Source organism: Serratia sp. Z4, from assembly GCF_009900725.1.
Lineage (GTDB): Bacteria > Pseudomonadota > Gammaproteobacteria > Enterobacterales > Enterobacteriaceae > Serratia > Serratia nematodiphila.
Map to the genome: position 1 here is coordinate 94764 of NZ_JAAABD010000007.1, position 12288 is coordinate 107051.

Genomic DNA, 12288 nt, shown 5'->3' on the forward strand with positions numbered 1-12288 from the left:
TTTCACCGCCGCTGAGACCACCACAATGCGCTAATCGCCAGCGCAAACACCACGCCAAACCCTACGCCGACGCCCACCACCGGCACGCCCAGCTTCACGACCAAAGAATACAGGCCCAGCATCAGCAACATGGCGGCGTTTTCACCCAGGTTTTGCACTGCGATCGCATTACCGGCGCCGACCGAATGTTTGCCCCGCTCCTGCAGCAACGCATTGAGCGGCACGACGAAGAAGCCCCCCAGCATGCCGATGAGCGCCAGCAAGACGTAGGCATTGAGCATGGTCGTTTGCAGCGCAAACACCGCGACCGCGATGCCGATCAGGATCCCGGCCGGCATGCAGCGTTTCACCGTCTTCAGCGTGACGAAGCGCGCGGCGGCGCCGGCGCCCACCACGATGCCGACGGCCACCATGGCGTTCAGCAGCGTCGGCGTGGCGTTATCGGCGATGCCAAGCGCCACCGGCACCCACAGCACCAACAGAAAACGCAGCGTCACGCCGGCCCCCCAAAACAGGCTGGTGCCAATCAATGAGAAACGCGTCTGCCCATCGAGCCATAATGTGACGCAGGCGGTAAAGAAACTGTTCGTCATGGCCCGCGGCCGCCATGAAGCCCCTGGGCGCGCCGCCGCCAGACGTGGAATATACAGGTTGGCGACCACCGCCCCCGCGTAAACCAACGCGCAGGCCGCCAGCGCCGCGACCACGTGCCAGTCCGCCAGAATACCGCCGGCCACCGAACCGGTCAGAATGGCGGCGATGGTCGAGGCCTCCATCAGGCCGTTAGCCTTGACCAGCTTCTCGCCGCTGGTGATCTCGCCCAGAATGCCGTATTTGGCCGGAGAATACGCGGCGGCCCCCACGCCGACCAGGCTGTAACCCAGAAACGGGTTCCCCCCAAAACAGATCACCAATGCCCCCGCCAGCTTCAGCGCGTTGGCGAACATCATCACCCGCCCTTTGGCGAAGCTGTCGGCCACCTGGCCGACAAACGGTGCCAGGATGATGTAGGTGGCGACGAAGGCCATCTGCAGGATCGGCTGGCTCCAGTCCGGATACAGCTGCTGCTTGATCAGCGCCAGCGTGGCGAACAGCAACGCATTGTCGCCGAACGCCGAGAGGAACTGCGCGCTGATCACCGCGATCATGCCGCGTGACAACAAAGGGGATTCGGTCGAAGGATTCATCAGGCACTCTCCGGCTGTTCGGCCATATGACGCAAGGTGACGAAATCAGGTTTGCCGCTGCCGAGCACCGGCAGCGTTTTCAACAGGCGAATATCGCGCGGCACCGCCAGCTCCGGGCTGCCCAGCTCGCGCGCCACCCGCAGCAATGCCTCGCGGGTAATGGCGGGATCGGTGGTGAACAGCACCAGTGCCTCGCCTTTGCTGCTGTCGCTTTTGACCGTGGCGGCATGCAGTTTTTCCGGCGACAGCCGTTGCGCCAGCAGTTCGACGCTCTCCAGCGACACCATCTCGCCCGCCAGCTTGGCGAAGCGCTTCACGCGTCCGCGAATGGTGCAGTAACCCTGCTCATCCAGGCTGACGATATCGCCGGTATCATACCAACCCGGCTGCAGCACACCGTTCGCATCTTCCGCCGCCGGCGGTTCCAGCTCACCGGGACGTTCAACCCGCAGGTAGCCTTTCATGATATTCGGCCCCTTCAGCTGCAGGCGGCCGCCGTTATCGATGCCCGGCACCGCGATCAAACGCGCCTCCATCTGCGGCATGATACGGCCAACGGTGCCCACCTTGGTCGCCAGCGGCACGTTGATCGACACCACCGGCGCGCACTCGGTCACGCCATAGCCTTCCAGAATGCGGATGCCGTATTTATCCTGATAGATCTGTTTGGTGCTGTCCGCCAGTTTCTCCGCGCCGGCCACCACATAGCGCAAGCGGGCGAAATCATACGGATGCGCGAAGCGCGCATAGTTGTTGAGGAAGGTCGCCGTGCCGAACAGTACCGTGCAGTTACGGTCATACACTAACTCCGGCACCACGCGATAGTGCAGCGGGCTGGGGTAGAGGAAAATGCGGCTGCCGGTGAGAAGCGGCGTCAGCAGCCCCACCGTCAGGCCGAACGAGTGGAACAGCGGCAGTGACGACATGAAGCGGTCGCGCGGCGTGAAATCGGCGATGGTGCGGATTTGTTCTACGTTGGCCAGCAGGCTGGCATGCGAATGCACCACGCCCTTGGGGTGGCCTTCGGAGCCGGAAGTGAACAAGATCAGCGCCGCGTCCTCCGGGCGTTGCGGCAACATCGCGCGCTGCGGTTGCAGCAAGTGCCGCAGGATCCACAGCTTGTCCGCCAGCGTAACGGTGTCTTTCAGATCCTCCAGATACACCCAGTTGGCCTGCGTCACCTGCTCCGGCAGATGGGTCAGCTTGCCCTTCTCCAGGAACTGACGCGAGGTGACGATGGTCTTGATGCCGGCGGCGGTCATCGCGCTGTTCAGGCCGTTGGCGCCGGCGGTGTAGTTGAGCATCGCCGGAATGCGGTTGCGCAGCGAAGCGCCGAAGATCGCCGCCGCGGTGATGGTGGCGTTGGGCAACAGCAGCCCGACGTGCTCCCCTTCGGCGGTAAAGCGCTGCAGAATGCGGCTGACGCCCAGCGATTTCTTGATCAGCGTTTGGTAGCTGTCCTCTTTGAAAGCGATGTCTTCGATACAGGGCTTGCGGTGCCCATAGCGCTGCTGCGCCGCCAGCAAGGCATGGAACAGCGTCTGCGGTTCGCGCGTCTCCATGCGCGCCCGCATCATGATCTGCATCAGCCGATCGCCCGCCAGCGCCCGCCGCTCGCGCGCACGCGGAGCCTCCGGCATCGGCAGCGTGGTCGGCGGCAAGATGCGGATGCTGATTTGCGGAAACCAGCGGATCTTGAACACCCCGGCCATGCGGCCGAACGGGCTGAATTCGGGGCCGTCGATCCGCACCGGCACCACGGTGGCGCCCGATTTGGCGGCGATAAACGCCGCGCCGTCGTAGATTTTCATCAGCGCGCCGGTTACGGTGATGCGCCCTTCAGGGAACACCACGATCGGCCGCCCCTGTTCGACCATGCGCACCAGCTGCTTGATGGCCATCGGCTTGGTGGGATCGAGCGAGACGAAATCGATGTAAGGCCGCAGCCAGCGCATAAACCAGCTCTCGCCGATGCTGGCATAGACCGCAAACACCGGTTTTATCGGCAGGAACAGCGCCAGCAGTACGCCGTCGAGGAAAGAGACGTGGTTCGGCGTAATCAGTAATTTTTGCCGTTCGAAGTGCTGGACGTCCCCTTCGACCCGTACCCGAAACAACAGGCGAAACAGCGCGCGCAGCAGTGAAAAGATCATGCCCTTCTCCCTTGGCCATGGAGGCGTAAATCGTTGTAGGGAAAAGAATACTATATGGCAGGCAAAAAAAAACCTACGCATCCGCGTAGGTTGGTGCAATTGAAAATGGCTTCAACATACAGAGTATGCTGATTTCTCACCAATCAATACCTCTGGGATCACCTACTCTAGAGAGATGGCATGCAGGAAACTACCGCCGAATCGCAAGAGTTCTGCTCCAAATGCAACCAGCTGTAAATTTCCCGCGATCTGCTGTAATAACTCAATGAAACTTAAACCTTCCCGCAGCGACGAAAAAATAAATATAACAACGACCGAGCCAGTGACCCAGACGTGAAATCTTCACTCATCGCGCGCTGACCTCGACCAGGCAGCTCATGGCGTTCGGCCCCTGCGTCAGCGGCGAGGTGCCGATATCCAGCGTCAGCACGTTCGGGTTGCCCGCCTGCTCGACCGGCCGGCGCTGCGCGTCGAAACCCGGCTCGAACCAGGCACCGGTCGCCATCAACACCACGCCGCGCGTCACGCCATCGGTGAGCGATACCCCCGCCAGACAGCTGCCGCGCGCATTGCTGACCAGCACTTCGGCGCCGTCCGCCACGCCGCGCGGCTCCGCATCGTCCGGATGCATATACAGGGTTTCGCGCCCGGCGGTCTTGTTGCCCTGCGCCAGCGGCGCCGGATCCATCTGGCTATGCAGGCGATCGCTCGGCTGAATGGAGATCAGGTGCAGCGGCCAGTTTTTGGCCTGCGGCGCACCCAGCCACTCCACCGGCGGCCGCCACTGCGGATGCGGAGCGAAATCTTCGTAGCGATAGCCGGCGATCCGCTCGCTGAACAATTCGATCTTGCCGCTGGGCGTTTGCAGCGGGTTAACCTGGGGATCGGCGCGAAACGCGTCAAAAAATACAAACTCTTTGGCCGGCGCGGGCAGCTCGACATAGCCCCGTTGCCAGAACGCCTCAAACTCGGGCCAGGCGACGCCGGCGCGCTGCTGCGCCGCGCCGCATTGCCGATAGATAGCTTCGATCCAGGCGCGCTCATCGCGGTTTTCGGTAAAGCGCTCGCGATAACCGAGACGCTCCGCCAGATCGGCGAAGATATCGAAATCGTTGCGCGCCTGATGCTGCGGCGAAATGGCCTGATGCATCGCCAACACGTAGCGATCGCGCGACGAGCCGCCGATGTCGTTGCGTTCCAGCGAACTGGTGACCGGCAACACGATATCCGCCATTTTGGCTGCCGCCGTCCACCAGATATCTTGGACGATCACCGTATCCGGCTTCTGCCAACCTTCCACCAGTCGGTTCAACTGCTGATGGTGATGGAACGGGTTGCCGCCGGCCCAGTGCACCAGATGGATATCCGGATAATGCCGCGTCTCGCCGCAAAATTGATAGGCTTCGCCGGGGTGCAGCAGCATGTCGCAGATGCGCGCCACCGGGATCGCCAGCCCGGCCGGGTTATCCCCTACCGGCATGGTCGGCGCGGGGGTATCCACGCGCGGGTTGCCGACGCCGTTCATTGAGCCGTGGCCGAACGAAAAACCGCCGCCCGGCAGCCCCACCTGACCCAGCATCGACGACAGCGCGATCATCATCCAGTACGGTTGCTCGCCACGATGCGCGCGCTGCACAGAGTAGGAACAGGTGATAAAACTGCGCACGCCGATCAGCTGCCGCGCCAGCAGCGCTATGCGCGCCGTCGGAATGCCGGTGATGGCGCTGGCCCAGGCCGGCGTTTTCGCCACGCCGTCGCTCACGCCGTTCAGGTAATCCGCCAACTGTTGATAACCCACGCAGTGGCTGTGCAGGAAGGCTTCATCCTGCGCGCCCAGCCGCTGGATTTCGTAAGCCAGCGCCAGCATCAGCGCCACGTCGGTATTCGGCCGGATCGGGATCCATTCCGCATTGACGAACTCGGGGCAATCATCGCGCATCGGGCTGATGTTGACCACCGGCGTACCCTTGCGCGCCAGCTTTTGCAGCCAGGGCTTGAGCGCATGTTCCGCCGCGCCGCCGGAAGAGACCTGAGCGTTTTTCAGCGCCAACCCACCAAACGCCACAAACAGCTCGCAATGCTCCACCACGCTCGGCCAACTGGTGACGCGCCCGGTCAACGGCGAGAAAGTGCCGATCACATACGGCAGAAAGAACTGCGCTGCGCCCCAGCTGTAGTTGCCCTGCTGATCGACCCCACCGCCGCCGCTGAAATAGAATCGCCGCACCAGCGAGCGGGCATGGTGCAACCGCCCGGCCGACGACCAGCCATAAGAGCCGGTAAACAACCCGGAGGCGCCGTAGCGCTCGCGCACCCGGCGATTCTCCTGCGCCACCAAATCGAGCGCCAATTCCCAGTCCACCTCGACGAAATCTTCCCTGCCGCGCAGCGTACGGTCGCTGCCCTCGCGCTTTTGCAGCCACGAGCGGCGCACCGCCGGCTTGCGAATGCGTTTGTCGGAGTAAACCATCGGCGCGATGGAATCGAGCAGCGGCGAAGGGTCGGGATCGTCGACGAAGGGTTCACAACGGATAAGCCGGCCGTCTTCAACCACGGCGGTATAAGCGCCCCAATGGGCGAGCTGCGGATAGCGTTTAATGGACATGGCGTTCTCGGCGCAAATCGGAATGCACAGACGTTACCTCAAGCCCACCGCCGGTGCCAACGTACAAATTGCGCTATCGTTCGGTAGCAGTTGGTTATGCGTACAGACTCGAAGAGATTCTGCAACCGCCGCCACAAGTTGCGCACGAGACCGCTTGCAGCCCCGGTTTTTTTCCGCAAAACTGGGGGATGTAAGCGATTACCCAGGATGTGTTGACTGATATGGCTACGATAAAGGATGTTGCCAGGCTGGCGGGGGTTTCCGTGGCCACGGTATCCCGCGTGATAAACAATTCCCCCAAGGCCAGCGAAGGGTCGCGCACCGCAGTGCAGGCCGCGATGGAACAGCTGCAGTATCACCCTAACGCCAACGCTCGGGCGCTGGCGCAGCAATCCACCGAGACGCTGGGGCTGATCGTCTCCGACGTTTCCGATCCCTTCTTCGGCGCGATGGTCAAAGCGGTCGAGCAGGTGGCCTACGCCACCCACAATTTTCTGCTGATTGGCAACGGTTACCACGACGCCGAAAAAGAGCGTCAGGCGATTGAACAGCTGGTGCGGCACCGCTGCGAAGCGCTGGTTGTGCACGCCAAAAGGCTGAGCGATCAGGAACTTTGCGGCTGGATGCAACAGATCCCGGGCATGGTGCTGATCAATCGCACGCTGCCGGGCTTCGAAACGCGCTGCGTGGCGCTCGACGATCGCTACGGCGCCTGGCTGGCAACCCGTCATCTGATCCAGCAAGGGCATCAGCGCATCGCCATCATCTGCTCCACCCACCAGATTTCCGACGCCACCGACCGGCTGCAGGGCTATCTCGACGCGCTGCGGGAACACGGTATCGCGGTGGATGAAAAGCTGATCACCTATGGTGAACCGGACGAAATCGGCGGCGAACAGGCGATGACCGAATTGCTCGGCCGCGGCCGTTCGTTCTCCGCCATTACCTGCTACAACGATCCGATGGCCGCCGGCGCGCTGTCGGTGCTGAGCGATAACAGCGTCGACGTACCGGGGGAAATTTCGCTGATCGGTTTCGACGACGTGCTGATTTCGCGCTATCTTCGGCCGCGCCTGACCACCATTCGCTACCCGATCGTGGCGATGGCCACCCAGGCGGCGGAGCTGGCGCTGGCGCTGGCCAACCGGCAACCGCTGCCGGAAATCACCAACATGTTCAGCCCAACGCTGGTGCGCCGCCACTCGGTCGCCACCCTCAACAACGCACACGAACAGCCGTAATTCCCGCCGCCGCATGGGTGAGCCGTCACCCATGCGCTCAGATTGCGCAGCCCGCCGCATTTCCCGCTTTTGGATTTTTTCCGCTCCCAGCGTTCGTACATATTGTTGGCACAATAACCTTTACACTATATAGCATAAACGCTATATTTGGAGCGCGTCATGTGGCAAGTGGTGACCGTCGAACGGTTTGACGACTGGTTTTTAGCGCTGAACAACGCCCAGCAAACAAGCATCCTGGCGGCGATCTACAAATTGCAGACGTTCGGTCCGCAATTGGCGCGGCCGCATGCCGATACGCTGCATTTTTCCGACGCGGTCCGGCAGTTGAAGGAGCTGCGCATTCAACATCGCAGGCGCCCTTTCAGGGTGTTTTTCGCCTTTGATCCACAGCGGCAAGCGGTATTGCTGTGCGGCGGCGATAAAACCGGCGACAAACGCTTTTACCAGCGCATGTTGCCCATCGCCGCCATGGAGTTTTCACATTATCTGGCAACCCGGAGGTAGTGCAGATGGCCAAACCTTTATCCCAACTGATCGATAAACTCGATCCCGCCGTCGTTGCCGCCGCCAGACAAAAAGCGGACCAGGAGATTTTCGAGCTGCGGCTGGCGATGCTGAGGGAAGAGTTGGCGGTTTCTCAGGTTGAATTGGCGAAGCGGCTCGGCATCAGCCAACCCTCCGTCGCCAATTTGGAAAAGCGCGGCAGCGAAATCAAACTGTCGTCGCTCAAACGCTATATCGAGGCGATGGGCGGCACGCTGTCGCTGGATGTGCAATTGCCCAATGGCCAGCACCGCCGCATGACGCTGTGAAGCGGGCGCCGGGCGCCCGCCCGCTGATCAGATAAGTTCCAGCGCGATCAGCTCTTCGATGGTTTGGCGGCGGCGGATCAAACGCGGCTCGCCGTTTTCGAACAGCACTTCAGGCAACAGCGGACGGCTGTTGTAGTTGGAGGACATCGACGCGCCGTAGGCGCCGGTATCGTGGAACACCAGATAATCGCCGATCTGCACCGGCGGCAGCTCGCGAGTTTCCACGCCGCCGCCCGCCTGCTGGGTAAACACGTCGCCGGATTCGCACAGCGGCCCGGCGATCACCGTGTCGCGCAGCGCTTGCCCCGAGGTATCGCGCCCATCGGCCGGCAACAGCGAAATATGGTGGTAACTGCCGTACATCGCCGGGCGCATCAGATCGTTAAAACCCGCGTCCACCAGCACGAAGTGGCGGCTGCCCATGTCTTTTACCGCCCGCACTTCGGCCACCAAGACGCCCGCTTCTGCCATCAGGAAACGCCCGGGTTCGATCTCCAGCTGCACCGGATGCCCCAGATGCGCGGCGATGCGTTCACGCGCCCGGTTCCACAAACCGAAATAGTGTTCGGTATCGATCGCCTCTTCGCCGTACTGATACGGGATAGACAGGCCGCCGCCGGCGGAAATGGCGCTGATGTCATGACCGAGATCGATCACCTGCTGCACCATCGCATCGCAGACCCGCTCCAGATGCTGGTAATCGACCCCGGAACCGATGTGCATATGCACGCCGATCAGCTTCAGGCCGTAGCGGCGAATTTTCTCCACCGCCTGCGGCAGGTCGGCATACCAGATGCCGTGCTTGCTGTTCTCGCCGCCGGTGTTGGTTTTCTGGCTGTGGCCATGGCCAAACCCCGGATTAATGCGCAGCCACACCGGATGCCCTGCGGAAACCTGGCCGAGCTGATCCAGCATGTCGATGGAACCGGCGTTAACCGGGATCTTCAATTCGCTGACGCGCGCCAGCGTGGCGTGATCCAACACGTCCGCGGTAAACACGATCTCGCTCGGTTCGCCGCCCGGTTGAAAACCGGCCTGCAGCGCCCGTTCGATCTCGCCCAGCGACACCGAATCCACCTTCACACCCTGCTCGCGCATCAAGCGCAAAATATGAATGTTCGAACAGGCCTTCTGCGCGAAACGAATGGTGTCGAAGTGGCGCAGCTGAGCGATGCGCTGGCTGATGATGTCCGCATCATAGGCCCAGACCGGGCAACCGAAACGCTGCGGCAAGGCCAGCAGGTTAGCGGCGTTCAACGCGGTGGAGGTGTCGTGCAACGGGCGTGGCATGGTGATATTCCCAATTCGAAAATGACGGCAGATAAAGCCATAGTGCCGCACGCTGAATCGAGTGGAAAATATCTATTTAGCCGTAGTCTATTCATTTATGATATGGCTTTCTCTACAGTCGAGCGGCCTCGCCATGCACAGTATCTCTTTGCGGCAGATCGAAATCTTTCGGGCGGTGATGACCACCGGCAACCTGACCGAGGCGGCAGCCCTGCTGCAAACCTCGCAACCGACCGTCAGCCGCGAGCTGGCGCGCTTTGAAAAGCTGATTCGGCTGCAGCTGTTCGACCGGGTGCGCGGGCGTTTGTCCCCCACCGTGCAAGGGTTACGGTTGTTCGAAGAGGTACAGCGCTCCTATTACGGCCTCGATCGCATCGTCAACGCCGCCGCCGGCATCCGCCAGTTTCAGCAGGCGCAGCTGTCGATCGTGTGTCTGCCGGTATTCTCCCAATCGCTGCTGCCGGCGGTGTGCCAGCCCTTTATCGAACGTTATCCGGAAGTCAGCTTCAGCGTGATCCCGCAAGAGTCGCCGCTGCTGGAAGAGTGGCTGTCTGCCCAGCGCCACGATCTCGGGCTGACGGAAACCACCCTCACGCCGGCGGGCACCGAACGGGTGACGCTGATGACGTTGAACGAAGTGTGCGTGCTGCCGACGGGCCACCCGCTGCTGGTAAAAGACCAGCTGACGCCGCAGGATTTCGCCGGGCAAAACTTTATCAGCCTGTCGAGCACCGACAGCTATCGTCACTTGCTGGATGCGCTGTTCGCCGAACAGGGCGTCGAACGGCGCATGGTGATGGAGACCCACAGCGCAGCATCGGTGTGCGCCATGGTGAGGGCCGGCGTGGGCGTATCGATCGTCAACCCGTTGACGGCGCTCGACTATGCCGGCAGCGGGGTGCACGTGCGGCCGTTCAGCATCGAGGTACCGTTCACCGTCAGCCTGATCCGGCCGCTGCATCGCCCTTCTTCTGCGCTGGTCACGGCCTTTATCGACCATCTGCATCAGCAGGCGGCCGGTTTCCCCGCCCGGCTGGCCGCCGCTGTCAGGCGCTGAAAGCGGCCAGGGAATATTGCCGAGACCTTAGCGCAGCGTCGCCTGCCACTGCGGATCGGTGGCGAACCACTCCACCAGAAAGTCCAGCATGGTGCGCAAGGTGGCGGGCATCTGGCGACGCGAGGTGTAGATGCCGTAGATGCCCATCGACTGCGGCCGGTAATCCGGCAACAATTCGACCAGTTCGCCGCTGGCCAGCAGCGGGGCCGCCGAATAATAGGGCTGCATGGAAATGCCCGCGCCCTGCACCGTGCCGGCCATCAACACCACCGACTCGTTGGCGCTCAGGTTGCCGCTGACCGCCACCGCCGATTTCACCCCCTGAGCATCGAAGTGCCACAGGCTTTTGCCGAAATAGGAGTAGGTCAGGCAGTTGTGCAACGCCAGATCCTGCGGTTGGCGCGGGGTGCCGTGTGCCGCCAGATACGCCGGCGCGGCGCACACCACCGATGCGCAGGTGGACAGCGGACGGGCGATCAGGTTGGGATCCAGCTCGTTGGTGATGCGCAGCGCCAGATCGATGCGCTCTTCCACCAGGTTCACCGCCCGGTTGTTCATCTGCAGATCGACCGCCACCTGCGGGTGACGCTTCAGATACTGAGCGACCGCCCCCACCAGCGCCGTTTGCCCGAGCGACTGCGAACAGGTAATGCGCAGCAGGCCGCGCAGTTCGTCGCTCTGCCCTTCCTCCACCAGGTCGATCTCCCCCGCCAGCGCCAGCATTTGTCGGCAACGTTCCAGAGTACGCTCACCGGCATCGGTCAGACTAAGCTTACGGGTAGTGCGGTGCAGTAAACGCGCCCCGGCCCATTGCTCCATCTGCGCCAGGTAGCGCGTCACCATCGCGCGCGACATCTCCAGCGTTTCCGCGGCGGCGATCATGCTGCCGCGATCGACGATGGTGACAAAAACTTCAGCGGCGGTAATGCGATCCATGATTAGTCCGATTTATGCAACGAATAATTGCTTATTATCCGGTTTTTCTATCGCTTTATGCAACCTAACATCGTTACAACATTAACCGATACCTAAGGACCTCTGCCCATGTTTAAGAAATCACTGTTAACTCTGGCCTTCACCGGCGTCGCCACCCTGAGCACTTACGCCACCGCTGCCGATACCCTGACCATGGAAGTGTATAACCCGGGCGAGAAAAGCGTGTTCCCGGTGTCTTCCGAAATCGTCAGCGGCCAACACGAAGTGGCGCTGATTGACGCTCAGTTCCAGCGTAACGATGCCGAAGAGCTGGTGAAAAAGATCAAGGCGACCGGCAAGAAGCTGACCACCGTTTATATCAGCCACTCAGACCCGGATTTCTATTTCGGTCTGGACGTGATTAAGGCGGCCTTCCCGGAGGCGAAAATCATCGCTTCGCCAGGCACCATCAAGGACATCAACGCCACCAAAGACGGCAAAGTCGCCTATTGGGGCCCGATCCTGAAAGACAACGCGCCGAAAACCGTGATCGTGCCGCAGCCGCTGCAGGGCGACAGCTTCACCATCGACGGCCAGAAAGTGGAAGTGAAAGGCCTGAACGGCCCGACCCCCGATCGCACCTTCGTGTGGATCCCGGCGCTGAAAGCGGTCGTGGGCGGCGTCGCGGTCGCCGGTGACAATATCCATCCGTGGATCGCCGACAACCAGACCGTGGAATCGCGCCAGCACTGGCAGCAGACGCTGAAAAACATCGAAGCGCTGAAGCCGCAGGTCGTCGTGCCGGGCCACTTCCTGCCGGGCGCCGCACAGACGCTGGCATCGGTGCACTTTACCCAGAAATACCTGACCACGCTGGAAGCCGAACTGCCGAAGGCCAAGGATTCCGCCGCGCTGATTGAAGCGATGAAAAAACACTACCCGACGCTGAAAGACGAATCGAGCCTGGAACTGAGCGCGAAAGTGCTGAAAGGCGAGATGAAGTGGCCGCAATAAGCGCCCGTAAGTGA

10 protein-coding genes are annotated in these 12288 nt (G+C 61.6%); 5 read left to right on the plus strand and 5 right to left on the minus strand.

Annotated features, from left to right (window positions below):
* Window positions 1-2 precede the first annotated feature (2 nt).
* From lplT to GT753_RS20670, 3 genes are all read right to left on the minus strand, one after another.
* Window positions 3-1187: a lysophospholipid transporter LplT gene (gene lplT / locus GT753_RS20660; protein WP_160125899.1), complete on the minus strand. Its 1185-nt coding sequence runs from the start codon at window positions 1185-1187 to the stop codon at window positions 3-5.
* On the minus strand, window positions 1187-3340 hold the full coding sequence (aas, locus tag GT753_RS20665; RefSeq protein WP_103086262.1) for a bifunctional acyl-ACP--phospholipid O-acyltransferase/long-chain-fatty-acid--ACP ligase: 2154 nt from the start codon (window positions 3338-3340) through the stop codon (window positions 1187-1189). Before aas ends, lplT begins: the two co-directional genes overlap by 1 nt.
* Before the next feature lie 346 nt (window positions 3341-3686).
* Complete coding sequence (locus GT753_RS20670) at window positions 3687-5945, minus strand: molybdopterin guanine dinucleotide-containing S/N-oxide reductase (protein WP_044030593.1); 2259 nt, start codon at window positions 5943-5945, stop codon at window positions 3687-3689.
* A 221-nt stretch (window positions 5946-6166) separates the two neighbouring features.
* Here GT753_RS20670 and galR point away from each other — a divergent pair, with 221 nt between their 5' ends.
* The 3 genes from galR to GT753_RS20685 all read left to right on the plus strand — a co-directional run bounded on the left by galR (window position 6167) and on the right by GT753_RS20685 (window position 7998).
* Window positions 6167-7186, plus strand: coding sequence for an HTH-type transcriptional regulator GalR (gene galR, locus GT753_RS20675; RefSeq protein ID WP_160125900.1), 1020 nt, complete (start codon window positions 6167-6169; stop codon window positions 7184-7186).
* A 159-nt stretch (window positions 7187-7345) separates the two neighbouring features.
* Window positions 7346-7690, plus strand: a complete 345-nt coding sequence (locus GT753_RS20680; RefSeq protein WP_160125901.1) for a type II toxin-antitoxin system RelE/ParE family toxin — start codon at window positions 7346-7348, stop codon at window positions 7688-7690.
* A 5-nt stretch (window positions 7691-7695) separates the two neighbouring features.
* On the plus strand, window positions 7696-7998 hold the full coding sequence (locus GT753_RS20685; protein ID WP_004931828.1) for a helix-turn-helix domain-containing protein: 303 nt from the start codon (window positions 7696-7698) through the stop codon (window positions 7996-7998).
* A gap of 27 nt (window positions 7999-8025) precedes the next feature.
* Here the strand turns inward: GT753_RS20685 and lysA are convergent, their stop codons facing one another.
* Entirely contained in the window at window positions 8026-9288 is a 1263-nt protein-coding gene (gene lysA / locus GT753_RS20690) for a diaminopimelate decarboxylase (RefSeq protein ID WP_021505676.1), read from the minus strand.
* Between the two features lie 133 nt (window positions 9289-9421).
* On the opposite strand from lysA, the gene GT753_RS20695 reads away from it, so the two are divergent.
* On the plus strand, window positions 9422-10345 hold the full coding sequence (locus GT753_RS20695; RefSeq protein ID WP_160125902.1) for a LysR family transcriptional regulator: 924 nt from the start codon (window positions 9422-9424) through the stop codon (window positions 10343-10345).
* A 27-nt stretch (window positions 10346-10372) separates the two neighbouring features.
* On the opposite strand, the gene GT753_RS20700 is transcribed toward GT753_RS20695, so the two are convergent.
* The gene (locus tag GT753_RS20700; protein ID WP_015378928.1) at window positions 10373-11281 is read right to left on the minus strand and encodes a LysR family transcriptional regulator; all 909 of its coding nucleotides are present in this window, start codon (window positions 11279-11281) and stop codon (window positions 10373-10375) included.
* 108 nt (window positions 11282-11389) lie between these two features.
* Here GT753_RS20700 and GT753_RS20705 point away from each other — a divergent pair, with 108 nt between their 5' ends.
* Window positions 11390-12274: an MBL fold metallo-hydrolase gene (locus tag GT753_RS20705; protein WP_004931820.1), complete on the plus strand. Its 885-nt coding sequence runs from the start codon at window positions 11390-11392 to the stop codon at window positions 12272-12274.
* The last annotated feature ends 14 nt before the right edge of the window (window positions 12275-12288 follow it).

What these genes read in the sequence shown, in the direction of transcription:
- lplT (WP_160125899.1), bottom strand. Translation starts at nt 1,187, where the DNA reads ATGAATCCTTCGACCGAATCCCCTTTGTTGTCACGCGGCATGATCGCG.
- aas (WP_103086262.1), bottom strand. Translation starts at nt 3,340, where the DNA reads ATGATCTTTTCACTGCTGCGCGCGCTGTTTCGCCTGTTGTTTCGGGTA.
- GT753_RS20670 (WP_044030593.1), bottom strand. Translation starts at nt 5,945, where the DNA reads ATGTCCATTAAACGCTATCCGCAGCTCGCCCATTGGGGCGCTTATACC.
- galR (WP_160125900.1), top strand. Translation starts at nt 6,167, where the DNA reads ATGGCTACGATAAAGGATGTTGCCAGGCTGGCGGGGGTTTCCGTGGCC.
- GT753_RS20680 (WP_160125901.1), top strand. Translation starts at nt 7,346, where the DNA reads ATGTGGCAAGTGGTGACCGTCGAACGGTTTGACGACTGGTTTTTAGCG.
- GT753_RS20685 (WP_004931828.1), top strand. Translation starts at nt 7,696, where the DNA reads ATGGCCAAACCTTTATCCCAACTGATCGATAAACTCGATCCCGCCGTC.
- lysA (WP_021505676.1), bottom strand. Translation starts at nt 9,288, where the DNA reads ATGCCACGCCCGTTGCACGACACCTCCACCGCGTTGAACGCCGCTAAC.
- GT753_RS20695 (WP_160125902.1), top strand. Translation starts at nt 9,422, where the DNA reads ATGCACAGTATCTCTTTGCGGCAGATCGAAATCTTTCGGGCGGTGATG.
- GT753_RS20700 (WP_015378928.1), bottom strand. Translation starts at nt 11,281, where the DNA reads ATGGATCGCATTACCGCCGCTGAAGTTTTTGTCACCATCGTCGATCGC.
- GT753_RS20705 (WP_004931820.1), top strand. Translation starts at nt 11,390, where the DNA reads ATGTTTAAGAAATCACTGTTAACTCTGGCCTTCACCGGCGTCGCCACC.